Source organism: Burkholderia sp. LAS2, from assembly GCF_018417615.1.
Taxonomy (GTDB): domain Bacteria; phylum Pseudomonadota; class Gammaproteobacteria; order Burkholderiales; family Burkholderiaceae; genus Burkholderia; species Burkholderia sola.
Genome location: NZ_CP071052.1, coordinates 253560 through 278844 on the forward strand (window position 1 = coordinate 253560; position 25285 = coordinate 278844).

At 66.8% G+C, this 25285-nt stretch carries 25 protein-coding genes; 17 read left to right on the forward strand and 8 right to left on the reverse strand.

Features of this window, described 5'->3' with window-relative positions; genetic code table 11:
* Positions 1-52 precede the first annotated feature (52 nt).
* The 5 genes from glmS (at position 53) to JYG37_RS01195 (ending at position 3444) form a co-directional block, all read left to right on the forward strand.
* Positions 53-1870: a glutamine--fructose-6-phosphate transaminase (isomerizing) gene (gene glmS, locus JYG37_RS01175; protein ID WP_124630948.1), complete on the forward strand. Its 1818-nt coding sequence runs from the start codon at positions 53-55 to the stop codon at positions 1868-1870.
* Between the two features lie 130 nt (positions 1871-2000).
* Complete coding sequence (locus tag JYG37_RS01180; protein WP_011546384.1) at positions 2001-2366, forward strand: type II toxin-antitoxin system RelE/ParE family toxin; 366 nt, start codon at positions 2001-2003, stop codon at positions 2364-2366.
* Entirely contained in the window at positions 2359-2679 is a 321-nt protein-coding gene (locus tag JYG37_RS01185) for a helix-turn-helix domain-containing protein (RefSeq protein WP_050014296.1), read from the forward strand. The genes JYG37_RS01180 and JYG37_RS01185 overlap by 8 nt, the downstream gene beginning before the upstream one ends.
* Positions 2680-2749: 70 nt before the next feature.
* Entirely contained in the window at positions 2750-3226 is a 477-nt protein-coding gene (locus JYG37_RS01190; protein ID WP_124630949.1) for a hypothetical protein, read from the forward strand.
* Positions 3226-3444, forward strand: coding sequence for a DUF6566 family protein (locus tag JYG37_RS01195; protein WP_006477594.1), 219 nt, complete (start codon positions 3226-3228; stop codon positions 3442-3444). The genes JYG37_RS01190 and JYG37_RS01195 overlap by 1 nt, the downstream gene beginning before the upstream one ends.
* A 128-nt stretch (positions 3445-3572) precedes the next feature.
* Here the strand turns inward: JYG37_RS01195 and JYG37_RS01200 are convergent, their stop codons facing one another.
* Positions 3573-4409 carry an FTR1 family iron permease gene (locus JYG37_RS01200; protein WP_050014294.1) on the reverse strand — a complete coding sequence of 279 codons (837 nt, stop codon included), beginning with the start codon at positions 4407-4409 and terminating at the stop codon, positions 3573-3575.
* Between the two features lie 12 nt (positions 4410-4421).
* Positions 4422-4754 carry a cupredoxin domain-containing protein gene (locus tag JYG37_RS01205; protein WP_006488047.1) on the reverse strand — a complete coding sequence of 111 codons (333 nt, stop codon included), beginning with the start codon at positions 4752-4754 and terminating at the stop codon, positions 4422-4424.
* Positions 4755-5077: 323 nt separating this feature from the next.
* Here JYG37_RS01205 and JYG37_RS01210 point away from each other — a divergent pair, with 323 nt between their 5' ends.
* Positions 5078-5278: a heavy-metal-associated domain-containing protein gene (locus JYG37_RS01210; protein WP_050014293.1), complete on the forward strand. Its 201-nt coding sequence runs from the start codon at positions 5078-5080 to the stop codon at positions 5276-5278.
* A gap of 72 nt (positions 5279-5350) precedes the next feature.
* Here JYG37_RS01210 and JYG37_RS01215 read toward each other — a convergent pair whose 3' ends face one another.
* Both JYG37_RS01215 and JYG37_RS01220 read right to left on the reverse strand, forming a co-directional pair.
* Complete coding sequence (locus JYG37_RS01215; protein ID WP_124630951.1) at positions 5351-6841, reverse strand: aldehyde dehydrogenase; 1491 nt, start codon at positions 6839-6841, stop codon at positions 5351-5353.
* An 88-nt stretch (positions 6842-6929) separates the two neighbouring features.
* Positions 6930-7481: a cupin domain-containing protein gene (locus JYG37_RS01220; RefSeq protein ID WP_011546390.1), complete on the reverse strand. Its 552-nt coding sequence runs from the start codon at positions 7479-7481 to the stop codon at positions 6930-6932.
* A 455-nt stretch (positions 7482-7936) separates the two neighbouring features.
* Between JYG37_RS01220 and JYG37_RS34715 the strand changes: the two genes are divergently transcribed.
* The 11 genes from JYG37_RS34715 to JYG37_RS01270 all read left to right on the forward strand — a co-directional run bounded on the left by JYG37_RS34715 (position 7937) and on the right by JYG37_RS01270 (position 20790).
* Positions 7937-8119 carry a hypothetical protein gene (locus JYG37_RS34715; RefSeq protein ID WP_006488040.1) on the forward strand — a complete coding sequence of 61 codons (183 nt, stop codon included), beginning with the start codon at positions 7937-7939 and terminating at the stop codon, positions 8117-8119.
* Between the two features lie 283 nt (positions 8120-8402).
* Positions 8403-9188 (forward strand): gamma-glutamyl-gamma-aminobutyrate hydrolase family protein, encoded by a 786-nt coding sequence (locus JYG37_RS01225; RefSeq protein WP_050014291.1) that lies wholly within the window; start codon positions 8403-8405, stop codon positions 9186-9188.
* Positions 9189-9216: 28 nt separating this feature from the next.
* On the forward strand, positions 9217-10554 hold the full coding sequence (locus JYG37_RS01230) for a glutamine synthetase family protein (protein WP_050014290.1): 1338 nt from the start codon (positions 9217-9219) through the stop codon (positions 10552-10554).
* Between the two features lie 35 nt (positions 10555-10589).
* Complete coding sequence (locus tag JYG37_RS01235; RefSeq protein WP_050014289.1) at positions 10590-12032, forward strand: aspartate aminotransferase family protein; 1443 nt, start codon at positions 10590-10592, stop codon at positions 12030-12032.
* Positions 12033-12094: 62 nt separating this feature from the next.
* Entirely contained in the window at positions 12095-13210 is a 1116-nt protein-coding gene (locus JYG37_RS01240; RefSeq protein WP_050014288.1) for a polyamine ABC transporter substrate-binding protein, read from the forward strand.
* Between the two features lie 186 nt (positions 13211-13396).
* The gene (locus JYG37_RS01245) at positions 13397-14551 is read left to right on the forward strand and encodes an ABC transporter ATP-binding protein (protein WP_089488887.1); all 1155 of its coding nucleotides are present in this window, start codon (positions 13397-13399) and stop codon (positions 14549-14551) included.
* A gap of 10 nt (positions 14552-14561) precedes the next feature.
* Positions 14562-15548, forward strand: coding sequence for an ABC transporter permease subunit (locus JYG37_RS01250; protein ID WP_050014286.1), 987 nt, complete (start codon positions 14562-14564; stop codon positions 15546-15548).
* A complete protein-coding gene (locus JYG37_RS01255; protein ID WP_027813303.1) occupies positions 15545-16384 on the forward strand; it encodes an ABC transporter permease subunit in 840 nt (279 codons plus the stop codon). The genes JYG37_RS01250 and JYG37_RS01255 overlap by 4 nt, the downstream gene beginning before the upstream one ends.
* Before the next feature lie 114 nt (positions 16385-16498).
* Entirely contained in the window at positions 16499-18064 is a 1566-nt protein-coding gene (locus tag JYG37_RS01260; protein ID WP_050014284.1) for a DUF3138 family protein, read from the forward strand.
* A gap of 94 nt (positions 18065-18158) precedes the next feature.
* Entirely contained in the window at positions 18159-19463 is a 1305-nt protein-coding gene (locus tag JYG37_RS01265; protein WP_089488888.1) for an NAD(P)/FAD-dependent oxidoreductase, read from the forward strand.
* Between the two features lie 25 nt (positions 19464-19488).
* Positions 19489-20790, forward strand: a complete 1302-nt coding sequence (locus JYG37_RS01270; protein WP_213345815.1) for an NAD(P)/FAD-dependent oxidoreductase — start codon at positions 19489-19491, stop codon at positions 20788-20790.
* Between the two features lie 55 nt (positions 20791-20845).
* Here the strand turns inward: JYG37_RS01270 and gor are convergent, their stop codons facing one another.
* From gor to JYG37_RS01290, 4 genes are all read right to left on the reverse strand, one after another.
* Positions 20846-22201: a glutathione-disulfide reductase gene (gene gor / locus JYG37_RS01275; RefSeq protein ID WP_089488890.1), complete on the reverse strand. Its 1356-nt coding sequence runs from the start codon at positions 22199-22201 to the stop codon at positions 20846-20848.
* A 241-nt stretch (positions 22202-22442) separates the two neighbouring features.
* Complete coding sequence (locus JYG37_RS01280) at positions 22443-22667, reverse strand: hypothetical protein (RefSeq protein ID WP_050014343.1); 225 nt, start codon at positions 22665-22667, stop codon at positions 22443-22445.
* 373 nt (positions 22668-23040) lie between these two features.
* Positions 23041-24162, reverse strand: a complete 1122-nt coding sequence (locus JYG37_RS01285; RefSeq protein ID WP_050014280.1) for a porin — start codon at positions 24160-24162, stop codon at positions 23041-23043.
* 335 nt (positions 24163-24497) lie between these two features.
* Entirely contained in the window at positions 24498-25244 is a 747-nt protein-coding gene (locus JYG37_RS01290) for a YoaK family protein (protein WP_050014279.1), read from the reverse strand.
* Positions 25245-25285 lie beyond the last annotated feature (41 nt).

The following is a 25285-nucleotide window of genomic DNA, read 5'->3' on the forward strand; positions in this document are numbered from 1 at the left end:
CATTTGCGGGCGCCCGCGCGGCGCCCGCTTCGACTGACAGGATTGACCATTCATGTGCGGCATTGTCGGCGCAGTTGCGCAGCGTAATATCGTTCCGGTGCTGATCGAAGGATTGCGGCGCCTCGAATACCGTGGCTACGACTCCTGCGGCGTCGCCGTGCTCGAACCGGGCGCGCCGAAGCGCGCGCGCAGCGTCGCGCGCGTCGCCGATCTCGATGCGCAGGTGCGCGACACGCATCTCGAAGGCACGACCGGCGTCGCGCACACGCGCTGGGCCACGCACGGCGCGCCCGTCACGCACAATGCGCACCCGATCTTCTCGTCGAACGCGCTCGCGCTCGTGCACAACGGCATCATCGAGAACTTCGAGACGCTGCGCGAAACGCTGCGCGCGAAGGGCTACGAATTCGTATCGCAGACCGACACCGAAGTAATCGCGCACCTCGTGCACAGCCTGTATCGCGGCAACCTGTTCGACGCGGTGCGCGAAGCCGTGCAGCAACTGCACGGCGCGTATGCGATCGCGGTGACGCACAAGGACCAGCCGCATACCGTCGTCGGCGCGCGCCAGGGTTCGCCGCTCGTCGTCGGTCACGGCGACGGCGAGAACTTCCTCGCGTCCGACGCGCTCGCGCTGGCCGGCAGCACCGACCGCTTCACGTTCCTCGAGGAAGGCGACGTGTGCGAGCTGTCGCTCGACGGCGTGACGATCGTCGATCGCCACGGCGCCACCGTGCAGCGTGAAACCCGTGTCGTCAGCGCATACGGCGGCGCGGTCGAGCTCGGGCCCTATCGCCACTTCATGCAGAAGGAAATCTTCGAGCAGCCGCGCGCGATCGGCGACACCGTGCCGCAAACCGAAGCGTTCGATGCGACGCTGTTCGGCGACGCCGCGCCCGCCGCGTTCGCGGAGATCGACAGCCTGCTGATCCTCGCGTGCGGCACGAGCTACTACTCGGGCCTCACAGCGAAGTACTGGCTCGAATCGATCGCGAAGATCCCGACCCAGGTCGAGATCGCCAGCGAATACCGCTACCGCGAGTCGGTGCCGAACCCGCGCCAGCTCGTGCTGGTGATCTCGCAATCGGGCGAGACGGCCGACACGCTCGCGGCACTCAAGCATGCGCAGTCGCTCGGCCACACGCATACGCTCGCGGTGTGCAACGTCGCGACGAGCGCGATGGTGCGCCTGACCGAGATGCAGTTCCTGACGCACGCGGGCACCGAGATCGGCGTCGCGTCGACGAAGGCGTTCACGACGCAGCTCGTCGCGCTGTTCGTGCTGGCCGCGACGCTCGGCAAGCTGCGCGGGCACGTCGACGCCGCGCAGGAAGCGCAATTCGTGAAGGAGCTGCGCCATCTGCCGGCCGCGCTGAACAGCGTGCTCGCGCTCGAGCCGCAGATCATCGCGTGGTCGGAGGAATTCGCGCGCAAGGAAAACGCGCTGTTCCTCGGCCGCGGGCTGCACTATCCGATCGCGCTCGAAGGCGCGCTGAAGCTGAAGGAAATCTCGTACATCCACGCCGAGGCCTATCCGGCCGGCGAACTGAAGCACGGGCCGCTCGCGCTCGTCACGGAAGCGATGCCGGTCGTCACGGTCGCGCCGAACGACACGCTGCTCGAGAAGCTAAAGTCGAACATGCAGGAAGTGCGTGCGCGCGGCGGCGAGCTGTACGTGTTCGCGGATGCGGACACGCAGATCGTCAACGACGACGGCCTGCACGTGATCCGGATGCCGGAGCACTACGGGCAACTGTCGCCGATCCTGCACGTCGTGCCGCTGCAACTGCTCGCGTATCACACCGCGTGCGCGCGCGGCACCGACGTCGACAAGCCGCGCAACCTCGCGAAATCGGTGACGGTGGAGTAATACCCGGCGACGGGATGGCCCCTCGCCGGGCCGTCCCGACCGCGTGCGGGCGCGAAGCAGGCCGTTTGGCCAGGTCGAAATATGTACCACGTAGTGGTATATAATCCTGTGCTAACTCGACCGGCTCGACATGTCTGCTTCCGTACGACGCGTCTTCAAGACGAAGTGGTTTCACAAGGCAGCCGGGAAAGCGGGAATCGCCGATGGCGAGCTCTGCCGCGCGGTGCGGGAACTGGCCCGCGGCCAGGGCGTCGATCTCGGCGGCAACGTGTGGAAGAAGCGTCTGGACGGCAATCGGCAGCGCGGAATCGTGCTGGGCAAGGTCGGGCACACGTGGGTGTTCGTGTTCCTGTTCGCGAAATGCGACCGCGACAACATCGACGCATGCGAACTGCGCGCGTTCAGAAAGCTCGCCGCGGACGTAGGTCGACACACCGACAGCGACATCGCGACGCTGGTCGCACTGAAAGAGCTTGTGGAGATTTGCAATGGCTAAGGGTCGATTCAAGAGCGACGCGACGGAGGCGGTCCACAGCGCCGCGTCGGGGCTGTATCGCGCCAACCTGATCGACAAGAAGACGATGCGGGAATATGACGATCTCTGCATCGAAGCTGCGCCGCAGTTCGATCCGGAAGCGATCGCCCGCATCCGCAAGTCGGTCAACGTCAGCCAGAGCGTGTTCGCGCTCTACCTGAACACGACGACATCGACGATCCGCCAATGGGAACAGGGTGACAAGCGGCCCAGCGGCATCGCCGCGCGCATGCTCCAGATCGTCGAGAAACACGGGCTCGAGGTGTTCTCCTGAGCCGGCTTCTCCGAATGCCCCTGCACGGCCCCGGCTGGACGCGCGCCGCAACGAATATGACGGAGAGACAATGGTAAGACTGTTTGGATGCGGATTGCTGGCGCTGATGTTCGCGTCGACGGGCGGGGCCGCCGAGCACTATGTCGAGGTCTGGAACCCGCCCGAGGCGCGGCACCCGGCGGCGCGTACGCCGGACACCCGTACGCCGGCCGCCCGTACGCCGGCCGCCCGCCCAGACGCCGGCGCGCGCACCGGCAAGCGCGTGGAGAAGCACGCGAGCGCCACGCCGAAAGCCGCTGCGAAAGCGCCCAAGCGCCGCGTCGCGCAGGCCGTGAAAGCCGGCTCGAACCGCCCGGCCGCGACCGACACCCCGGCCGCCCCGCGCCCCGTCGCGCACCCCGCGCCCGGGCGTCTCACGGTGATGCAGCCGGCCGCGCCGGACGCGACGCGCGCGCTCACCTTCTCCGACATCCCGCGTCAATACACGCCGGACGGCAACGTGCTGCAGGTCGGCACGCAAGGCCGCTCCGCGGAGGTGACTCGATAATGGAAGCGCAGACCTACCACGGCTACCAGATCTGGGGCCACGCGATCCTCCAGCAGGACGAGATCATGCAGCCCGAGCGCTTCGCGGCGAGCGGCACGATCACGCAGAACAACCGGCTCGTCGAGGCGTCGGGCGTGCTCGGCGTGTTCGACACCGAAGACGATGCGCGCGACGCAGGGCTCGAATGGGCGCGCGCGTGGATCGACAACCACAGCTGACCGGACGCAACCGCGCGCATCCACGGCGGCCGTCGCCGGAGCCGCGCAGGTGCGGCGCGCACCGCAAATGAAAGAAGGGGCGTCCATGACGCCCCTTCTTTCATTCGAACCCGGAAGTCCGCAAACACTCACGCCGCGGCATGCGGCGGCCTCACCGTCTGCTGCGGCCGGCCGACGAGCCGCGCCAGCACGACGATCGCCACCAGCGTCGCGACGTACGCGGCGATCTGGATGCCCGCCGGACGCGCGGTATAGCCGATCAGCGTATGCAGCGCCTTGCCGACGATGCTCGATTCCTTGAGCAGCCACGACGTATCCCAGACCGCATCGCCCCACGACGGCACGAGGCCGGCGGCCAGCAGGAAGCCGACGCACTGGCTCGCCATGCCCGCGGCAAGCAGCACGATCAGCGCGTTCGTGACGGAGAACAGGCGCTTCAGCGGAATCTGCAGCAGGCCCGCATACATCGCGTAGCCGAGCCCGGCGCCGCCGAGCACGCCGAGCAGCCCGCCGGCGATCATCTGCGGCGTCTGCCCGGGCTCGCCCGCCGCGATCCCGTACAGGAACAGCACGGCCTCGGAGCCCTCGCGCAATACCGCGACGCCGACCACGATCGCGAGCCCGGTCAACGGCCGGCTGCCGGCCGCGACCGCGCGGCCGACCTCGCCCATGTGCAGCGCCATTTCGCGGCCGTGCCGGCTCATCCAGATGCAGTGCCACGCGAGCATCAGCGTCGCGACGAACATCACGCCCGCGTTGAAGACTTCCTGCCCCATGCCGGACGCCCATTGCGAGATCACGTCGGCGAACGCCGCGATCAGGCCGGCGCCGACCACGCCGCCGACCAGCCCGCCGGCGACCCACCAGCCGCGCCGCGGCACGCCCTTCGTGGCGGCCATCACGATCGAGACCACCAGCGCGGCCTCGAGCACTTCACGAAAGACGATCAGGGCAGTAGACAGCATGTCGGTATCGGCTTACTTGACGGTCAGGTGCGTCTTCGACTGCGCTTCGTGATACTCGTCGTGGAACTCGTAGGTGCCGGCCTTCAGCGGCCCGACCAGGATCTCGACCGACTTGCCGGCCGGCACGACCTTCTCCGCCTTGAAGTCGTCGCTCTCGAATTCCGCAGGCGTCGCGTCGAGGTTCTTCACGACGAATTTCACTTTCTTGCCGGCAGGGATCGTCACGCCATCGGGCGAAAACTTGTGGTCCTTCAACGTCAGGTTGACGACGTCGTCGGCAGCGAAGGCAGACGTGGCCGAGGCGCCCAGCAGGGCCAGTGCGAAACCGATAGCGAAACGGGTCATGTTCGTAATGAGCGGAAATATTGAAGAGAATCGATACTAAGATCGATTCGCATTTTCACCTCGGAGTACCCTTACTCGGGTCATGGGAATCATGCGTCGTCGATCCCGTGTACCCGTTGCCGCGCAAGGCTCCGCCGAATTTCGCCGACAATGGGCGGCCGTCAATCGGGAAATATTCGGACTGACGCGCGCACGCGAATGGCTATTCGTCATACTTCAGCATTACAAATGGCTGATGCGATGCGCATCGCCGCACTTGACCTTCCCACCATGGCAAGCTTCATGCTGAATGTACTCGTCAACCATCCACCCCGGAGAACACGATGGAATTCGAAGTCCAGGACATGACCTGCGGCGGCTGCGCCAACGCGATCACGCGCGCGGTAACGGCCGCCGACCCCGCCGCGAAGCTCGACATCGACGTCGCGGCGAAGACCGTCAAGGTCGACTCGGCGCAAGGCGCCGCGCGCGTGCAGTCGATCATCGAAGCCGCCGGCTTCCATCCCGCGCTGCGCACCGCGTAACGCGCGCCGAAGGCCGCGGGCGCAGCGCCGGGCGGCGACGCGCCCGCGGCCGCGCCCATGCCCGGCGGCGTGTCAGCGCAGCCGGATCAGCGTCGACTTCAGTTCGGTGTACTTCTCGAGCGCATGCAGCGACTTGTCGCGGCCGTTGCCCGACTGCTTGTAGCCGCCGAACGGGAAGTTCATGTCGCCGCCCTCGTCATAGCAGTTCACCCACACGGTGCCCGCACGCAGCCGGCGCGACACGTCGTGCGCGGTCGTCAGGTTCGACGTCCACACGGCCGCGGCCAGCCCGTATTCGGTGTCGTTCGCGATCCGCACGGCCTCGTCGACGTCGTCGAACACGATCACCGACAGCACCGGCCCGAAGATTTCCTCGCGCGCGATCTTCGCATCGGGCTTCACCTCGAACACCGTCGGCTCCACGTAGAAGCCGCCCGTCTCCTCCTTCACGCGCGCACCGCCGGTGACGAGCCGGCCTTCGCTGCGCCCGGCCTCGATATAGCCGAGCACGCGCTCGAGCTGGATGCCGTCGACGATCGCGCCCATCGACACCGACGGATCGAGCGGGTTGCCGGGCACGTACGCGCGCGCGGCCGCGACGAGCTTCTCGATGAACGCATCCTTGATGTCGCGATGCACGAGCAGCCGCGAGCCGGCCGTGCACATCTCGCCCATGTTGTAGAAGATCGCGCCGGCCGCCGTTTGCGCCGCGCGGTCGAGATCGGGGCAATCGGGCAGCACGATGTTCGGCGACTTGCCGCCGAGTTCGAGCCACGCGCGCTTCAGGTTCGACTGCGCCGCATACTGCATGATCAGCTTGCCGACCGCCGTCGAGCCCGTGAACGCGATGCAGTCGACGTCGCGATGCAGCGCGAGCAGCTTGCCCGGTTCGCCCGCGCCCGGCACGACGTTGAACACGCCGGCCGGCATGCCGGCCTCGAACGCGAGCTGCGCGACGCGGATCGCGGTCAGCGGCGATTTCTCCGACGGCTTCAGCACGACGCTGTTGCCGGCCGCGAGCGCGGGGCCGAATTTCCATGCGGCCATCAGGATCGGGAAGTTCCACGGCACGACGGCGGCCACCACGCCGACCGGCTCGCGCGTGACGAGACCGACGAGATGGTGATCGGCCGGCGCGACCTCGCCGCCGACCTTGTCGATCGCCTCGGCGAACCATTCGACGCAGTACGCGGCGCCCGGCACGTCGACCGTCGTCGTGTCGCCGATCGGCTTGCCCGCGTCGAGCGTCTCGAGCAGCGACAGTTCGTCGAGATGCGCGCGCATCAGCGCGGCCCAGCGCAGCAGCACGGCCTTGCGCGCGCGCGGGTTCAGGCCGGCCCATACGCCCGCGTCGAACGCGCGCCGTGCCGCCGCGACGGCCGCGTTCACGTCCGCTTCGCCGCAGTCGGCGACCTTCGCCAGCACGCGGCCATCGATCGGGCTCACGCAGTCGAACGTCTTGCCGTCATGCGCGTCGCGCGACGCGCCATCGATGAATGCGCGCCCTTCGATCTCGAGCGACGCCGCCTTGTGTTGCCAGTCAGCCAAAGTCAACTTTTTCATCAGGATGCCTCAGTGTTTTGACATTCGCGATGCGGCACGCCGCGTGCGTGGCGCGCAGACAGCCCGCAGCGAATGCGGTGACGCGCGGTCAGAAGGTTGCCGGCGAATTGGCCGACACGACCTCGCAGATCAGTTCCGCGCTGGGATTGCGAAAACGATGCGGCAAACGGCTTTCGAAGTAGTAGCCGTCTCCGGGGTCGAGCAGCCACGTCGCGCTATCGACGGTCAGCTCGAGCCGGCCCGACACGACGACGCCGCCCTCGTGCCCCGCGTGCACCAGCATCTCGGGCCCCGTATCGGCCAGCGGCTGGTAGATCTCGCGCAGGATGCACATGTTGCGGTCCTTCACGTTCGCGCCGACCAGGTGAAACGCGAGCGACTCGTTGCCGAGGTTCGGCATCTCGTCGCGACGCGACACGACCGCGCGCGATTCGACGAGCTCGAACGTGAAGAATTCCGCGAGACTCATCGGGATGCATTCGAGCAGTTTCTTCAGCGAGCCGACCGACGGGCTCACGCGGCCCTGTTCGATCAGCGAGATCGTGCCGTTGGTGACGCCGGCGCGTTTCGCGAGTTCGCGCTGCGACAGGCCATGCTTGTTGCGCACGAAACGCAGGCGCTCGGCGACTTCAGTGGACATCGATTCGGTTTCGGACACGATAAGTGCGATGACAAAGTGAAACGACGCGGTGGACTGCCGTTGAATATTCTAATCACTTTATGCCGCACATCAGCGGGGAAAACCCTGAAAGGCGTTCGAAATAATGGACGGCGCATCGGCTATTCCTTTTGCGAATCTTTTGTTCGCACTGCTCGGGAAAGCCCTGATGCAGGACCGTTAAAAAACATTTGACGCCGTTATTGGCTCGTATATGCTGGCTCTCAGGTCAGCGTCATCAGGCTTTCACAGGCATCGAAAAGCGTTATCGCAACGCAACAATTGATGCTCGTCAATGTAAATGACGCACGGCCGGCACCTTGATTATTTTAAACGCCCAGCGCGTCGAAACGATCGGGTGTTCAATACTTTCAACAAACCAGTCGAGTGTAATCGTGAGAGTCCGTGGCCCTCTGGTGAGGTGGGATCGAGGCGATGTGCGAAGTTTGCGCAGCGCCGTTCCCGCTTCCGATGGCAGTTGCGGCTGGCATAGTCCTCGCCTGCTTCACCTGTCGATCTACACCATCCTGTCCCGTCGTTCCGTTCGGCGCCACAACGCCGTTTCCGCACGCGCATTCGTCGCCGTCGATACCGACGAAGTGGCGTCGCTGCTGCCGTAGCGCCTCTCCTTTCTTCACGTCGTTCGTTTTATCTGTCGATTCGCCAACCGCATCGTCCGTGCGGTGACGGAACGCGTTCGCGCATGCGTTGCCGCGTCGCGTATCGCCATGAAACGAACGGCGGCCTGACCGTCGCGCGCAGCGCGGATCGCCACGCCATCCCGTTGCGCCCATTCACCAGCGGCCCTGCGCCTAGCGCCAGGCCGCGGGGTCGTGTCGCGCCCGCGTTTTGCCGCATTCGGGCCGACGCGCGTCACGTCCCTACGGATTACTGATTGACGTCATGGAAAGGAAACCTCTCGTCGGCATCACCGCCGACCTCACCCAGATCGGCGCGCACGCGTCGCATACGGTCGGCGACAAATACGTCGCCGCGATCGTCGACGGCGCGCAGGCGCTCGCGATGGTGCTGCCGGCCCTTGGCGAACGCCAGTCGGTCGGCGACATCCTCGACACGGTCGATGGCCTGCTATTTACCGGCAGCTACTCGAACGTCGAACCGCATCGGTACGGCGGCGAGCCGAGCGAGCCCGGCACGAAGCACGACCCCGCACGCGACGCGACGACGCTGCCGCTGCTGCGCGCGGCCATCGTCGCGGGCGTGCCCGTGCTTGCCGTGTGCCGCGGCTTCCAGGAGCTGAACGTCGTCTGCGGCGGCACGCTGCACCAGCGCGTGCACGACGTGCCGGGCTTCGCCGATCACCGCGAGGACGACGACGCGCCGATGGACACGCAATACGGCCCCGCGCACGTCGTGCGCCTGACGCCCGGCGGCAAGCTGCATGCGCTCGCCGGCGGCCGCGACGAAGTGCACGTGAACTCGCTGCACAAGCAGGGCATCGCGCAGCTCGGCTCCGGCCTCGCCGTCGAGGCCGTCGCGCCGGATGGCCTGATCGAGGCCGTGAGCGTCGTCGACGCACCGGCGTTCGCGCTGGCCGTGCAGTGGCATCCGGAATGGCGACACGCGCAGGACCCGCTGTCGAGCGCGATCTTCCGCGCGTTCGGCGATGCGTGCCGCGCCCGCCGCGCCGAACGCACCCGCGCCATGGCCGCCGCCGCGCTCGCCTGAGCGCGCCCACCAGACAACGAGAACAGACATGCAAGACATCGAAGACTTTCTGAAGCAGCACCGGATCACCGAGATCGAGGCGATCATTCCCGACATGGCCGGCATCGCGCGCGGCAAGATCACGCCGCGCAACAAGTTCACGTCCGGCGAATCGATGCGCCTGCCGCAGGCCGTGATGGTGCAGACCGTCACCGGCGACTATCCGGAAGACGGGTCGCTGACCGGCGTGACCGACCCCGACATGGTGTGCGTGCCCGACACGTCGACGATCCGCCTGATCCCGTGGGCCGTCGATCCGACCGCGCAGGTGATCCACGACTGCGTGCACTTCGACGGCTCGCCGGTCGAGATCTCGCCGCGCTACGTGCTGCGCCGCGTGCTGGACCTGTACAAGGCGAAGGGCTGGAAGCCGGTCGTGGCGCCCGAGCTCGAGTTCTATCTGGTCGACATGAACAAGGACCCCGACCTGCCGCTGCGTCCACCGGTCGGCCGCACGGGTCGCCCCGAAACCGGCCGCCAGTCGTATTCGATCGAGGCCGTCAACGAATTCGACCCGCTGTTCGAGGATATCTACGAATACTGCGAAGCGCAGAACCTCGACATCGACACGCTGATCCACGAAGTCGGCGCCGCGCAGATGGAGATCAACTTCATGCACGGCGACGCGCTGTCGCTGGCCGACCAGGTGTTCCTGTTCAAGCGCACGGTGCGCGAGGCCGCGCTGCGTCACAACATGTACGCGACGTTCATGGCCAAGCCGATGGAAGACGAACCGGGTTCGGCGATGCACGTACACCAGAGCATCGTCGACGAGGAAACGGGCCAGAACCTGTTCACGTCGCAGGAAACCGGCGGCGCGACGTCGATGTTCTACAACTATCTCGCGGGGCTGCAGAAGTACACGCCGGCGCTGATGCCGATCTTCGCGCCGTACATCAACTCGTATCGCCGCCTGTCGCGCTTCATGGCCGCGCCGATCAACGTGCAGTGGGGCTACGACAACCGCACGGTGGGTTTCCGCATTCCGCACTCGGGCCCGGCCGCGCGCCGCATCGAAAACCGGATTCCGGGCGTCGACTGCAACCCGTACCTCGCGCTCGCGGCGACGCTTGCAGCCGGCTATCTCGGCATGACACAGCGTCTGGAGCCGACCGAGCCGCTGGTGAGCGACGGCTACAGCCTGCCGTACCAGTTGCCGCGCAACCTCGAGGAAGGGCTGACGCTGATGGCCGCGTGCGAGCCGCTCGGCGAGATCCTCGGACCCAAGTTCCTGAAGGCGTATTTCGCGCTGAAGGAAACCGAATACGAAGCGTTCTTCCGCGTGATCAGCTCGTGGGAACGCCGCCATCTGCTGCTGCACGTTTAAGCGCGCATCACCGCATACGGAATCACGGAGGAAACATGACTTACCGCAACGAATCTGCCTGGATCCAGCCGGCCGCGCCGAGTGCCGCGGCCGCCGCGCCGCGCGCGACGCAGGCACGCACGACCGCCGAATACCGCGCGCTCGACGCCGCGCACCACATCCACCCGTTCTCCGACATGGGCGCGCTCAACCGCGCCGGCAGCCGCGTGATCGTGAAGGCCGACGGTGTCTACCTGTGGGACTCGGACGGCAACAAGGTGATCGACGGGATGGCTGGCCTGTGGTGCGTGAACGTCGGCTACGGCCGCAAGGAACTCGCCGACGCCGCGTATCGCCAGCTCCAGGAGCTGCCGTTCTACAACACGTTCTTCAAAACCACGCATCCGCCGGTGATCGAACTGTCGGCGATGCTGGCCGAAGTGACGCCCGCCGGCTTCAACCACTTCTTCTATTGCAACAGCGGCTCGGAAGGCAACGACACCGTGCTGCGTCTCGTGCACCAGTACTGGCGCGTGCAGGGCAAGCCGCAGAAGAAGTACGTGATCTCGCGCAAGAACGGCTATCACGGCTCGACGATCGCGGGCGGCACGCTCGGCGGGATGGGCTACATGCACGAGCAGATGCCGTCGAAAGTCGAGCACATCGTGCACATCGACCAGCCGTATTTCTTCGGCGAAGCGCAGCCGGGCGAGACGCCCGAAGCATTCGGCCTCGCACGCGCGCAGCAGCTCGAAGCGAAGATCCTCGAGCTCGGCGCGGAGAACGTCGCGGCATTCATCGGCGAGCCGTTCCAGGGCGCGGGCGGCGTGATCTTCCCGCCCTCGACGTACTGGCCGGAAATCCAGCGGATCTGCCGCAAGTACGACATTCTGCTCGTCGCCGACGAAGTGATCGGCGGGTTCGGGCGCACCGGCGAATGGTTCGCGCACCAGCACTTCGGCTTCGAGCCGGACTTGATCACGATGGCGAAGGGCCTGACGTCGGGCTATGTGCCGATGGGGGCGGTGGGCATTCATGAGCGCGTCGCGCGCCCGATCATCGATAACGGCGAATTCAATCACGGCCTCACGTATTCGGGCCATCCGGTGGCGGCGGCCGTCGCGGTCGCGAACCTGAAGCTGCTGCGCGACGAGGGGATCGTCGAGCGCGTGAAGACCGACACCGGCCCGTACTTCCAGGCGCTGATGCGCGAAACCTTCGCGCGTCATCCGATCGTCGGCGAAGTGCACGGGCACGGGATGGTCGCGAGCCTGCAACTGGCCGAAGCGCCGGCCGAACGCCGCCGCTTCGCGAACGGCGGCGACGTCGGCACGATCTGCCGCGACTTCTGCTTCAACGGCAACCTGATCATGCGGGCGACCGGCGACCGGATGCTGCTGTCGCCGCCGCTCGTGATCTCGCGCCAGGAAATCGATGAACTCGTGTCGAAGGCGAAGAAGGCCGTCGATGCCACCGCCCAGCAACTGGGCATTTCGTAACGGTTTTGCCTACAGGCGTGCGGCGGGCGCCGCACGCCGCCATCACCCAAGGGAATTCCACCATGCGTGCCTGCTTACTTCGCCAAGCCTGTTCCATCGCGGCCCTTGCCGCGGTGGCCGCGTTCACGTCGGTCGCCAGTCCGTCGGCTCATGCCGAGGACCTGAACGTCTACAACTGGTCCGACTACATCGCGCCGGACACGATCCCGAACTTCCAGAAGCAGACGGGTATTCACGTCAAGTACGACAACTACGACAGCGACGACACGCTGCAGGCGAAGCTGCTGGCCGGCAGCTCCGGCTACGACATCGTCGTGCCGACGTCGAACTACATGGCCAAGCAGATCCAGGCCGGCGTGTACCAGAAGCTCGACAAGTCGAAGATTCCGAACCTCGCGAACCTCGACCCGCTGCTGATGAAGATGATCTCGGATGCCGATCCGGGCAACCAGTACGGGGTGCCCTGGGCATACGGCACGGACGGCATCGGCTACAACGCACAGGCGGTGAAGAAGGCGCTCGGCGACAAGGCGCCGGTCGACAGCTGGGCGCTGGTGTTCGATCCGGCCAACATGGAGAAGCTGAAGAGCTGCGGCGTGTCGTTCCTCGACCAGGCCGTCGACGTGTTCGCTGCCACGCTGCAGTACATGGGCAAGGACCCGAACAGCAAGAACCCCGGCGACTACCAGGCTGCGTTCGAAGTCCTGAAGAAAGTCCGCCCGTACATCACCCAGTTCAACTCGTCCGGCTACATCAACGACCTCGCGAACAACGACGTATGCGTCGTGCTCGGCTGGTCGGGCGACGTCGGCATCGCGCACCGCCGCTCGGCCGAAGCGAAGCGTTCGTACGACATCAAGTTCTCGAATCCGAAGGAAGGCGGCCTGCTGTGGTTCGACGTGATGGTGATCCCGAAGGATGCACCGCACCCCGAGGCCGCGCTGAAGTGGATCAACTACATTTCCGACCCGAAGGTCAACGCGGCGATCACCAACACGGTGTTCTACCCGACCGCGAACAAAGCCGCGCATCAGTTCGTCACGCCGGCCGTCGCGCAGGACCAGACCGTCTATCCGCCCGAAGACGTGCTGAAGAAGATGGTGCTGATGAAGCCGATGCCGGCCGAGATCCTGCGCCTCGAGAACCGTCTGTGGGCCCAATTGAAGACGGGCCACTGATCGCGATGCCTCACGGCGGCGCAGGCATCGCGGTCCGCCTGCCCGCCTGACATTCGCGGACCTCCGTCCGCCCGCGCGCCACGCGCGCTGTTCCATCCGGCACGAGCCGTTGCTCGCGAGTCGCGTTGCGCGCCTCGCGTGGGGACGCTCACGCCTGCAATCCGTGAAGAACGAATGGTGACTCCCATGCAATCGATACCCTCTTCCGCTGCTGCACGCCAGACCCAACCGGCCGCCGCACCCCGTACGCAAAACGATGCGTTCGTGCGCATCGAAAACGTCGTGAAGAAATTCGGCGACAGCACGGCCGTCGACAACGTGAACCTGACGATCGCGAAGAACGAGCTGTTCGCGCTGCTCGGCAGTTCGGGCTGCGGCAAGTCCACGCTGCTGCGCATGCTCGCCGGGCTGGAAACGGCGACCTCCGGCAAGATCTTCGTCGACGGCGAGGACCTCGCGTCGCTGCCGCCGTACCGCCGCCCGGTCAACATGATGTTCCAGTCGTATGCGCTGTTCCCGCACATGACGGTCGAATCGAACGTCGCGTTCGGCCTGAAGCAGGAAGGCACGCCGAAAAACGAGATCAGGGAACGCGTGGCCGATGCGCTCGCGCTCGTGCAGATGACCAAGTACGCGAAGCGCAAGCCGCATCAGCTGTCGGGCGGCCAGCAGCAGCGCGTCGCGCTCGCCCGCTCGCTGGTGAAGCGCCCGAAGCTGCTGCTGCTCGACGAGCCGATGTCCGCGCTCGACAAGAAGATCCGCCAGAAAACCCAGCTCGAACTGGTGAACATCATCGAGAAGGTCGACGTGACCTGCGTGATGGTCACGCACGACCAGGAAGAGGCGATGACGATGGCGAGCCGCCTCGCGGTGATGAGCGAAGGCAAGATCGTGCAGATCGGCTCGCCCGGCGAAGTGTACGAATACCCGAACAGCCGCTTCTCGGCCGAATTCATCGGCTCGACCAACCTGTTCGAGGGGCGCGTGGTCGAGGACGAGCCCGATCACATCTTCGTCGAAAGCGACGATCTCGAGAACCGCATGTACGTGAGCCACGGCGTGACCGGCCCGCTCGGGATGCCGGTCGGCATCTCGGTGCGCCCGGAGCGCGTGCACGTGTCGCGCGAGAAGCCGGGCGCGCGGCACAACTGGGCGCGCGGCGTGGTGACCGACATCGCGTACATGGGCAGCTACTCGCTGTACCACGTGCGTCTGCCGAGCGGCAAGACGGTGGTGTCGAATCTGTCGAGCTCGCACCTGATGAACGACGGCGCGCCCGCGTGGAACGACGACGTGTTCGTGTCGTGGTCGCCGGCCAGCGGCGTCGTGCTGACGCAATGAGGACGCGACGATGAGAACCTCCGCTTCCACGCCTTCCGCGCCGGTGTCGACCGGCGCCGCACGCACCGGCGCGGGTCACGCCCGCCGCCGCCGCTTCGCCGCGCTGTCGCGCTTGCTGCCGTCGGGCCGCACCGTCGCGATCGGCGTGCCGTTCCTGTGGCTGGCCGTGTTCTTCGCGCTGCCGTTCGTGCTGGTGCTGAAGATCAGCTTCGCCGACCAGGTGATGGGCATCCCGCCGTACACGTCGCTCGTCGAGTTCAAGGACGGCGTCGTGCACTTCGCGCTGCAGCTGTCGCACTACGCGTTCCTGCTGCAGGACGACCTGTACATCGCCACCTACCTCAGCTCGCTGAAGATGGCTGCCGTGTCGACGGTGCTGTGTTTGCTGATCGGCTATCCGATGGCGTACTACATCGCGCGTTCGGAGCCGAACCGCCGCAACGTGCTGATGATGGCCGTGATGCTGCCGTTCTGGACGTCGTTCCTGATCCGCGTGTACGCATGGATCGGCATCCTGAAGGACGACGGCCTGCTGAACCACACGCTGATCGCGCTCGGCATCATCCACACGCCGCTGCGGCTCTATCACAGCGATGCGGGCGTCTACATCGGAATGGTCTATTCGTACCTGCCGTTCATGGTGATGCCGCTCTATGCGCACCTCGTGAAGATGGACCTGACGCTGCTCGAAGCCGCGTACGACCTCGGCGCGAAACCGTGGGTCGCGTTCACGCGCATCACGCTGCCGCTGTCGAAGAACGGGATCATCGCAGGCAGCCTGCTGGTGTTCATCCCGGCGGTCGGCGAGTACGTGATTCCCGAACTGCTCGGCGGCGCCGACACGCTGATGATCGGCCGCGTGATGTGGGATGAATTCTTCAACAACATGGATTGGCCGATGGCGTCCGCGGTGACGGTCGCGATGGTGCTGCTGTTGCTGGTGCCGATGGCGCTGTTCCAGTACTACCAGGTCAAGGAACTGGAGGACGCGAAATGATCAAGCCGAGCAAACCGCTGTCGACGGGCGTTCTCGCCTTCGGCTTCCTGTTTTTGTACATCCCGATCATCAGCCTCGTCGTGTATTCGTTCAACGAATCGAAGCTGGTGACGGTGTGGTCGGGCTTCTCGCTGAAGTGGTACGCGGCGCTGCTGGACGACGACGAGCTGCTGACCGCCGCGTGGCTGTCGCTGAAGATCGGCCTGTTGACGGCCACCGCGTCGGTCGTGATCGGCACGTGGGCCGGCTTCGTGCTCGCGCGCTTCGGCCGCTTCAAGGGCTTCACGCTGTACACGGGGATGATCAACGCGCCGCTGGTGATTCCGGAGGTGATCCAGGGGATCTCGCTGCTGCTGCTGTTCGTCGCGCTGGAGCAGATGTTCGGCTGGCCGAAGGGGCGCGGGATGGCGACGATCTGGATCGGCCACGTGATGTTGTGCGTGTCGTACGTGGCGATCATCGTGCAGTCGCGCGTGAAGGAGATGAACAAGTCGCTCGAGGAGGCCGCGCTCGATCTCGGCGCGACGCCGCTGAAGGTGTTCTTCGTGGTGACGCTGCCGCTGATCTCGCAGGCGCTGCTGTCGGGGTGGCTGCTGTCGTTCACGCTGTCGATCGACGATCTGGTGCTGTCGGCGTTTCTGTCCGGGCCGGGCTCGACGACGCTGCCGCTGGTGGTGTTCTCGCGCGTGCGGCTGGGCTTGAACCCCGAGATGAATGCGCTGGCGACGCTGTTCATCACGGCCGTGACGATCGGCGTGATCGTCGTGAACCGGATGATGATCGCGCGCGAGCGGCGCCGGATGGCCGACTTGAAGGCCGCGTTCGCGCTGGCCTGAACGCTCGACTCCTTCAACGATAACAAGCAGTGCAGACAAGCATGACGCGCCGCCCCAGGGGGGGCGCGCGATTCGATCCCGTTTTTGACAGGCGCACGACTAGGAGAATCCGCAATGAAGAAGAAACTGATCTGCCTGCTGGTGGCCGGCGCGTTGCCGGGCGTCGCGCTGGCCGGTTCCACCTCCGCCGAAATCAAGGCGCTGCAGGCGCAGGTCGCGGCGCTGCAGAAACAGATGAAGGCGATGCAGGCGCAACTCGCCGCGAAGCCGGGCGGCGCGAGCGGCGGCATGGCCGGCGGCGGCAACGCGGTCGCGGTCGCCGCCGATCCGGGCTCGCCGGATTACGGCCGCGCACGCGCCACGCTGACCAACGACGAGGTCAGCGAAATGAAGCAGCAGATCGCGAACCAGCAGCTGAAGGTCGACTCGCTGACCGACGCGGCCACCACGGGCCCGCTCGCCGGCCTGTCGGTCACCGGCTACATCGATCCGACCTACATCTACAACCGCGCGGCCGGCACGTCGTCGTTCCTGTTCGCGAACCACGAGAACGCGTACAACTACTTCAACAGCACGTTCGGCGACCTCTACCTCGACATCAAGAAGACGTTCGGCGTCGGCCCGATGGCGCCCTCGGCCGAAATCACGCTGATGCCGAACCGCGGCAACGGCATCACGCTGCTGCAGAACTCGCGCGGCTCGATCACCGACAACCTGCTGAACACGGCGGTCATCAACGTGCCGATCACCGCGGAAACGACGCTCGTCGCCGGTTTGATCCCGAGCTTCGGCGGCTACGAAGTGCAGCAGTCGAACCAGATGCTCACGCTCACGCACAACCTGCTGTACGATTTCTCCGATCCGGGCAGCTACGTCGGTGTCGGCGCGAACTACACGAAGGGCGCCTGGGCGTGGAAGTTCTTCCTCGGCAACGAGCAGTACCGCACCTACGGTTCGGTCACGCAGACGGGCACCAATGCGCTCGGCGACCCGATCACCACGAGCAACAAGGTGCCGACCTTCACCGCGCGCGCGGACTACACGTGGTCGAGCGCGCTCGATCTCGGCGGCTCGTTCAACATCGGGCGGCAGACGCTGTCGAGTGCGATCGATTCGGACGGCGTCGTCCACTACGGCCCGGGCGGCGCGGCGCCGAGCGGGTACGGTTCGTTCTTCTTCGGCGAACTCGACGCGACCTACACGCTCGCCGATATTCAGTACAACGCCGAAGTCGACTACGGCCGGCAGCAGCATGCCGCGTTCAACGGCGGGCTCGCGCAGTGGTACGGGCTGTCGCTGCTCGCGCACCGCAAGTTCAACGCACCGGTGGTCGGCCGCATGGGCGTGACGCTGCGCTACGACCTGCTCGCGAACTCGAAGAACGGCGGCGGCGGCGGCGGCATCGCGCTGAACGGCAACGGGATGGACCCGAGCAACGGCTTCGGCGTCGATGCGGACTGCCTCGCGCAGTCGAAGGCCGGCGGCGGCCTGGGCTTCGAGTGCAAGGGCGCGGTGCGCCAGGACGTCGCGCTCGACCTGCTGTTCTATCCGACCCAGCAGATCACCGTGAAGGTCGAATACCGGCACGACTGGGCGAACAACAAGGTGTTCCTGCGCAACGACGGGTCGTACGGCAAGTCCAACGACCTGCTCGCGACGCAGTTCATCTATTCGTTCTGATGCAGCACGCGCGGGGCGCCGTGCCGCACGCACGGCGTCCCGCGCCGTTTTACGGCTGCGCGCCGTTCGCAGCCTTGTCGAGGGAGTCAGTTTCATGACGCAGTCTTTCACCCGCCGCGCCGATGCGCTCGCGCGCGACTCGTATTACGAAGCCACGGCCACACGACCCGTGGCCGACGATCCGATCCTCGAGGATGCGATCGACGTCGACGTCTGCGTGATCGGCGCCGGCTTCGCGGGCCTGTCGACGGCGCTCGACTGCCGCACGCGCGGGCTGTCGGTCGCCGTGATCGATGCGCACCGGCCCGGCTGGGGCGCGTCGGGCCGCAACGGCGGCCAGGCGATCACCGGCTTCGCGAAAGACGAGGTGATCGAGAAACAGCTCGGCGCCGACGGTGCGCGCGCCGCGTGGTCGCTGTCGCTCGACGGCGTCGCGCTGATCGCCGAGCGCATCGCGCGCTACGGGATCGACTGCGACTTCACGCGCGGCTACCTGACCGTCGCGACGAAGCCGCGCCGCGTGGACGACCTGCGCGCGTGGATGAACGCCGCGACGTCGCGCTGGGGCCACCCGTCGCTCGCGTGGCTCGATACCGGCGAGATCCACGCGCGCATTGCGTCGACGCGTTATCTGGCCGGCGTGCACGACCCGCTGTCGGGCCATCTGCATCCGCTCAAGTATTGCCTCGGCCTCGCCGATGCCGCACGCCGCGAAGGCGTCGCGCTGTACGCGCACACGCCCGCGCTCGACGTCGTGCGCGGCGCGCGGCCGGTCGTGCGCACGCCATCCGGCGAAGTGCGCTGCCGCTTCGTCGTGTCGTGCTGCAATGCGGGCCCCGGCGGCGTGCTGCCGGCCGCGACCGCCGCGCGCATCGCGCCGATCGCGTCGTACATCATCGCGACCGAGCCGCTCGGCCGCGCGCATGCCGACGCGCTGATCGCCCGACGCGAAGCCGTGTGCGACAACAACTTCTTCCTCGACTACTTCCGGCTGTCGGCCGACGACCGGATGCTGTTCGGCGGCCGTGCGAATTCGGCCGGCGCGTCGCCCGCCGCGCTCGCCGAAGCGATCCGGCAGCGCATGGTCGGCGTGTTCCCGCAGCTCGGCGACGTGCGCGTCGAGCACGCGTGGGGCGGCTTCGTCGACGTCACGCGCAACCGCGCGCCTGACTTCGGCGCGATCGATCCGAACTTCTTCTACGTCCAGGGCTTCAGCGGGCACGGCGTCGCGCTCACCGGGATCGCCGGACGCGCGGTCGCCGGCGCAATCGCGGGCGACACGCGCGCGTTCGATCTGTTCGCACGCGTGCGTCACCGGCGCTTTCCCGGCGGCGACGCATGGCGGCAACCGGCACTCGAGCTCGGGATGCTGTATCACCGCGTCCGCGAGCTGTTCTGAGCCCTTTCACTCCGCCCTCCTCATCATGCAGACATTCGCCAACCAGCCGCACGTCGCGTCGTACTACGCGGCGACCGTCAACGACACGACCCGCCACGCGCCGCTTGCCGGCACGATCGACGCCGACGTGTGCGTGATCGGCGCGGGCCTCACGGGCCTGTCCGCCGCGCTCAACCTCGCCGAGCGCGGCCATTCGGTGACCGTGCTCGAAGCGTCGCGGGTCGGATGGGCGGCGAGCGGCCGCAACGGCGGCCAGTTGATCGGCGGCTTCGCGTGCGACATCGACACGTTCGCGCAATTCATGCCGGAAGGCGACGTGAAGCGGATCTGGGACATGGGGCTCGAAACGCTGTCGCTCGTGAAGTCGCGCATCGCGCGGCACGACATCGACTGCGCGCTGGTGCCCGGCTACCTGACCGCGGCGAACACCGAGCGCGACGCCGATGCGCTGAAACGCTGGCGCGACGAAGCCGCGAAGCGCTTCGGCTACGACCGCTTCCACTTCGTCGAAGCGGACGAACTCCGCGACTACGTGCAGTCGGCCCGCTATTGCGGCGGCCTGTACGACCCCGACAGCGGCCACCTCCATCCGCTCAACTACACGCTCGGTCTCGCGCGGGCGGCCACCGACGCGGGCGTGCGCATCCACGAGGACAGCTGCGTGACGCACGTGCGCGACGTGTCCGGCGGCCACGTCGTCGAGACGAGCAGCGGCAACGTGCGCGCGCGCTTCGTCGTGCTCGCGTGCAACACCTACGTCGGCACGCTCGCGCCCGCATTGTCGAAGAAGATCATGCCGGTCGGCACCTACGTGATCGCGACCGAACCGCTCGGCGAAGCGCGCGCCGCCGCGCTGATGCCCGCGCGCGCGGCGATCTGCGACAGCCGCTTCGTGCTCGACTATTTCCGGCCGGCGCCCGACACGCGGCTCGTGTGGGGCGGCAAGGTCAGCTATTCGACGCGCGAGCCGCGCGATCTCGCCGCGGCGATGCGCGCGGACATGCTGAAGACGTTCCCGCAGCTCGCGGACGTGAAGGTCGACTATGCGTGGGGCGGCTTCGTCGACATCACGATGAACCGCGCGCCGCATTTCGGCCGCATCACGCCGACGACCTACTTCGCGCAGGGGTTCTCGGGGCACGGCGTGAACACGACCGCGCTCGCGGGCAAGCTGATCGCCGAGGCGATCGACGGACAGGCGAGCCGCTTCGACCTGTTCGACAAGATCCGGCATCGCGACTTCCCGGGCGGCGCGGCGCTGCGCACGCCGGCGCTGGTGCTCGCGATGAGCTGGTATCGGCTGCTGGACGCGTTCGGCGTGCATTGAGCGGCGTACGCCCGCGAAACACGGCCGCGTTGAAAACGCGGCCGCCCGCTTCCCGCTAGTCGCCCACCTTCTGCCGCATCGTCACGAACTCCTCGGCCGCGGTCGGATGAATGCCGATCGTGTCGTCGAACTGCGTCTTCGTCGCGCCCGCGCGAATCGCGATCGCGATGCCCTGAATGATCTCGCCCGCGTCGCGGCCGACCATGTGCGCGCCGATCACGCGCTGGCTGTCGCGCGCGACGACGAGCTTCATCAGCGTGCGCTCGTCGCGGCCCGACAGCGTGTGGCGCAGCGCCTTGAACGACGTGCGGTAGATGTCGACGTCGCCCAGCGTGCGGCGCGCATCGGCCTCGGTCAGGCCGACCGTCGCGACCTCCGGCTGGCTGAACACGGCCGACGGCACGTACGCGTGATCGACCGCCACGCGCGAGCCGCCGAACAGCGTGCGCGCGAGCAAGCCGGCATCGCGCGTCGCGACCGGCGTGAGCTGCGGCCGCGACGTGACGTCGCCGATCGCGTGGATCGACGGCACCGACGTCGCCGAATACGCATCGACGGCAATCGCGCCGCGTGCATCGAGCAGGATGCCTGCCTGCTCGAGCCCGATCCCGTCGACGTTCGGCACGCGGCCGGTCGCATAGAGCACCTGATCGTACGGCCCGTGCCGCGCGTCGCCGACACGCACGAACAGCGCGCCGTCGTCCGCGCGCTCGATCGATTCGATCACCGCGCGCGGGTGAATCGTGACGCCCTGCTTCGTCATCTCGTCGGTCAGGAACTGGCGCACGTCGTCGTCGAAGCCGCGCAGGATTTTTTCACCGCGATAAAACAGGTCGACGTGGCTGCCAAAGCCGTTGAAGATGCCCGCGAACTCGACCGCGATATAGCCGCCGCCGACCACCGCGATGCGCTTGGGGCACGTCGCGAGCGACAGCGCCTCGCGCGACGTGATCGCATGTTCGATGCCAGGCCGCGGCGGCAACGACGGCCGCGAGCCGGTCGCGATCGCGATGTGGCGCGCGCGGATCGAGCGATCGCCGATCGCGACCGTATGCGCATCGACGAGCGTCGCGCGGCCGGCGTGCATGTCGACGCCCGATTGCCGCAGCAGGCTGATGTAGATGTCGCTCAGCCGGTTGATCTCGCGATCCTTCGCGGCGATCAGCGCGGGCCAGTCGAGCGTGCCGGCGCCGAAGGTCCAGCCGAAGCCCTTCGCGTCGTCGAGTTCATGCGGGTAATGCGATGCGTAGACCAGCAGTTTCTTCGGGATGCAGCCGCGCAGCACGCAGGTGCCGCCGATCTGCTCTTCTTCCGCTATGCCGACGCGTGCGCCGTATGACGCGGACATGCGCGCGAGCCTCACGCCGCCCGAGCCGGCGCCGATGACGAACAGGTCGTAGTCGAAATCCATCGCATTCCCTCATCGCAGTTCGGATGGGGTGACGATAGCAAGATTCGGGGATTCGTGCGGCGCGCGGTGCGTGCCGCGCGTCCAATAAAAAACGGCGAGAGACGTGGCCTCTCGCCGGTCAAACCGGCTGGCGGTTGTGCCATGCGTCACCGATCGACCGCATGCCCGACCTGCCGATTGCGCGGCACCGGTCGGCCCAGGCGCGCGAAGGGCGCGCCCGCGGCCGGACCGGCCGCCATGCTCATGCCTGCGACGTGTCGCTGCCGTCCGTCGCCTGCGTATCGTCCGCCTGCTGCGGCTGCTCGTCCTTCTTCTCGAGCAGGCCTTCGATCGCCTCCGCGCCCTTGAAACCGGCGACGGCCGCGGCCGCCTTGGTCAGCAGGCCCGCATCCGGATCCACCTTTTCCACGCCTTCGACGGCAGCCACTGCGCCGGCGATTTCGCCCACAACGTTCAGGATACCCATCGTCATCCCCTTTCAAGAAAATCGTGAGCGCATCGTCCCACGAAAGAAACCGGCGGACCGCGTTTGTCATCGCCGGATACACAAGTTACGCACAGGCCGCCCGCGCTCGCGGCGCGCGACCGGAACGACGCACGCGCACGCCTGACGGCATGCCACGCGCGATGCACGCAGCGTAGCGGAAAGCCCGCGCGCGGACTGTAAAAGTGTGTTCTGGATCGCCGACGGATCGCTTACGGCGCGGGCCTGGCGCAATGGAGCGTTTGCCGAATAATCGGTTGCGCGTATGAAGGTCGCGTGACGAAAAAAAAGAGGCTCCGCGCGGAGCCTCTTCGATGCGCGCCGGACGACGCCGGCGCACGCGTTCCGACGTTCGTCAGAAGATATTGCGCAGGCCGATCGCGATGCCCGTCTGGTTGCTGCGGCCAGGCAGCTCGACGTTCGCCGCGCCGTTCGTCTTGTTGAAGTCGACGGTGCCGTAGATTTCGGTGCGCTTGCTCAGCGCGTACTCGGCGATGCCGACGATCGCGTAGCGGTTGCCGCTCGCGAGCGTGCCGTTCGTGGTCATCGCATTGCGCATGTGGTCGTAGTAGAACGCGCCCGTCAGCGTCAGCGGCGCGCTGACCTGCCAGCTCACGCCCGCGAACGGACCGTCGTCGATGCGGCCGGTGCCCTTCGCGACCGGAATCGACTGCTGCGCGAGCAGGCTGTCGACGAAGCCCGTGTCGTCCTTCGAGCGCAGGTAGCCCGCGTAGATCTTCGCCTTGCTGAACGCGTACACGACGTTCGCGTGGTAGATCGTCTGCTTGCGCGCCGAGTTGTCGCTGTTCTGCTGCGCGCCGGCCGCGATGCTGAGCGGGCCCATCACGTACGACAGCGATACGCCCCATGCATTGCCCTTGCCGAGCGAGCCCGGAATCTGGCCCGAGAAGCCGCCGGCGCCGGTCGATTCGTAGTTGGTGCCGGTCGAGTACATCGCCTTCGCCGTCAGGCCCTCGAACTTGCCCGTGTACTTGATCTGGTTGTCCGCATACAGGCCGCCGCCGAGCGCGACCGGCAACCATGCGTTTTCGAGGTAGTTGCCGACGGTCAGAGGATCGTAGGTATCCGCCAGCAGGTCGAACAGCGGCGTCTTCTGGCGGCCGAGCGTCACGGTGCCGTACGGGCTCTGCAGGCCGACGTACGCCGCGCGGTTGAACAGGCGGCCGCTGTCGGCGAATGCGCCGTTCTGCAGGTTCACGCCGCTCTCGAGGTTGAACACGGCCTTCAGGCCGCCACCGAGGTCTTCCGTGCCGTAGATCCCGAAGCGGCTGTTCGTGATCGCGCCGTTGGTCATCGACAGCAGGCCGTCGTTCTTCGCGTTGGCGTTGGTCAGGTAACGGATGCTGGCATCGGCCACGCCCCACAGCGTGACCGAGCTTTGTGCTGCTGCGTACTGGCTGGCGAAGGCCAGCGCCGCGCCCCCTGCGATGACTGCGAGTCGGGTGGTCTGCTTCATGAGCGTTCCTTTTTTAGGTGTCTCCATTCATGACCGGCCGCGTGCGCAGCCGGGTGGCGATCGCGGCGCGCTCATGGCGCGCGCGACGTGGGGTGAATCATAGGATGAGTACGGAGGCTGAAAGAAATTGAAATGCGCGGCAATCGCGCGATTGTCGTCCGGGAACAACGTTTCCCGCGCGGGGCGTGTTTTCGTGCGGCGGCGGCACGGTGGGCGGCGGCGCCGGGGGGCACGCACGGCGCTGCAAGGTTCGGCGATGGTGCGGCGTGGTCACGCGGATCGCGGAGAAATCGCCGGTGCGATCGTTGCGGCGGGTTGCGGGTTGCAGCCTGCCGTCAGGCCGTTTGCGTCGCCCCGTCGCTGCTGTCGCCCTGACCACCCTGACCGCCCGCGCCACCCGCACCGCCGTTCCCCGCGCGACGCCACGCACGCCGCACGATTTCCGCGAACGCGCCGACGAGCAGCAGCACGGCGCCCCACAGCGCGATGTCCGGCACGAGCCGCGTCACGAGGCCGCCGACCACCGCGCCGCCCAGGAAACAGAAACTGATCGTCGCGAGCAGCGCCGAGTCGTGCAGCGCGCCCGCGTCGTAGCGCGGAATCAGCCCGACGAACAGCTTCTGCGCGGCGCGCCGCAGGTTGCCGGTCGTCATCACCGACGTGTACGACAGTGCCTCGAGATGGGTGAACGACAGCGTCTGCAGCGTCGCGACGAACGAGATGCCCGGGATCAGCCATGCGCTCGACGCGCCGACGACGCCGCTCGCGGCGACGCCGAGAAACGCGATTTCGACGATCAGGCTCACGAACGCCGTATGCCGCATCCAGCCGCGCTGCGCGGCCAGGGCGAGCAGATGCGCGACGAACACCGCGAGCACGAAGCCGCCGAGCGGCGGCACGTGATGCAGCGCGGCGGCCCATTCGCCGGCCGACAGGTTGATGCCGAGCAGCGCGACGTTGCCGGTCATCGTGTTCGCGAACACGTGGCCGTGGCCAACGTACGTGTACGCGTCGAGGTAGCCGCCGGACAGCGTCAGCAATGCGGCGACAGTGAGATTGCGGCTGGCGCCGTCGAGATCCATCGATCCTCCCGTGAAAAGTCGCGCCAGTATCGCGCACGGGA

Bases quoted from the DNA above. Each gene is read 5' to 3' on its own strand.
- JYG37_RS01180 (WP_011546384.1), top strand. From the start codon at position 2,001: ATGTCTGCTTCCGTACGACGCGTCTTCAAGACGAAGTGGTTTCACAAG.
- JYG37_RS01260 (WP_050014284.1), top strand. From the start codon at position 16,499: ATGAAGAAGAAACTGATCTGCCTGCTGGTGGCCGGCGCGTTGCCGGGC.
- gor (WP_089488890.1), bottom strand. From the start codon at position 22,201: ATGGATTTCGACTACGACCTGTTCGTCATCGGCGCCGGCTCGGGCGGC.
- JYG37_RS01245 (WP_089488887.1), top strand. From the start codon at position 13,397: ATGCAATCGATACCCTCTTCCGCTGCTGCACGCCAGACCCAACCGGCC.
- glmS (WP_124630948.1), top strand. From the start codon at position 53: ATGTGCGGCATTGTCGGCGCAGTTGCGCAGCGTAATATCGTTCCGGTG.
- JYG37_RS01200 (WP_050014294.1), bottom strand. From the start codon at position 4,409: ATGCTGTCTACTGCCCTGATCGTCTTTCGTGAAGTGCTCGAGGCCGCG.
- JYG37_RS01290 (WP_050014279.1), bottom strand. From the start codon at position 25,244: ATGGATCTCGACGGCGCCAGCCGCAATCTCACTGTCGCCGCATTGCTG.
- JYG37_RS01225 (WP_050014291.1), top strand. From the start codon at position 8,403: ATGGAAAGGAAACCTCTCGTCGGCATCACCGCCGACCTCACCCAGATC.
- JYG37_RS01255 (WP_027813303.1), top strand. From the start codon at position 15,545: ATGATCAAGCCGAGCAAACCGCTGTCGACGGGCGTTCTCGCCTTCGGC.
- JYG37_RS01240 (WP_050014288.1), top strand. From the start codon at position 12,095: ATGCGTGCCTGCTTACTTCGCCAAGCCTGTTCCATCGCGGCCCTTGCC.
- JYG37_RS01215 (WP_124630951.1), bottom strand. From the start codon at position 6,841: ATGAAAAAGTTGACTTTGGCTGACTGGCAACACAAGGCGGCGTCGCTC.
- JYG37_RS01285 (WP_050014280.1), bottom strand. From the start codon at position 24,162: ATGAAGCAGACCACCCGACTCGCAGTCATCGCAGGGGGCGCGGCGCTG.
- JYG37_RS01205 (WP_006488047.1), bottom strand. From the start codon at position 4,754: ATGACCCGTTTCGCTATCGGTTTCGCACTGGCCCTGCTGGGCGCCTCG.
- JYG37_RS01270 (WP_213345815.1), top strand. From the start codon at position 19,489: ATGCAGACATTCGCCAACCAGCCGCACGTCGCGTCGTACTACGCGGCG.
- JYG37_RS01210 (WP_050014293.1), top strand. From the start codon at position 5,078: ATGGAATTCGAAGTCCAGGACATGACCTGCGGCGGCTGCGCCAACGCG.
- JYG37_RS01250 (WP_050014286.1), top strand. From the start codon at position 14,562: ATGAGAACCTCCGCTTCCACGCCTTCCGCGCCGGTGTCGACCGGCGCC.
- JYG37_RS01265 (WP_089488888.1), top strand. From the start codon at position 18,159: ATGACGCAGTCTTTCACCCGCCGCGCCGATGCGCTCGCGCGCGACTCG.
- JYG37_RS01190 (WP_124630949.1), top strand. From the start codon at position 2,750: ATGGTAAGACTGTTTGGATGCGGATTGCTGGCGCTGATGTTCGCGTCG.
- JYG37_RS01220 (WP_011546390.1), bottom strand. From the start codon at position 7,481: ATGTCCACTGAAGTCGCCGAGCGCCTGCGTTTCGTGCGCAACAAGCAT.
- JYG37_RS01230 (WP_050014290.1), top strand. From the start codon at position 9,217: ATGCAAGACATCGAAGACTTTCTGAAGCAGCACCGGATCACCGAGATC.
- JYG37_RS01235 (WP_050014289.1), top strand. From the start codon at position 10,590: ATGACTTACCGCAACGAATCTGCCTGGATCCAGCCGGCCGCGCCGAGT.
- JYG37_RS01280 (WP_050014343.1), bottom strand. From the start codon at position 22,667: ATGGGTATCCTGAACGTTGTGGGCGAAATCGCCGGCGCAGTGGCTGCC.
- JYG37_RS01185 (WP_050014296.1), top strand. From the start codon at position 2,359: ATGGCTAAGGGTCGATTCAAGAGCGACGCGACGGAGGCGGTCCACAGC.
- JYG37_RS01195 (WP_006477594.1), top strand. From the start codon at position 3,226: ATGGAAGCGCAGACCTACCACGGCTACCAGATCTGGGGCCACGCGATC.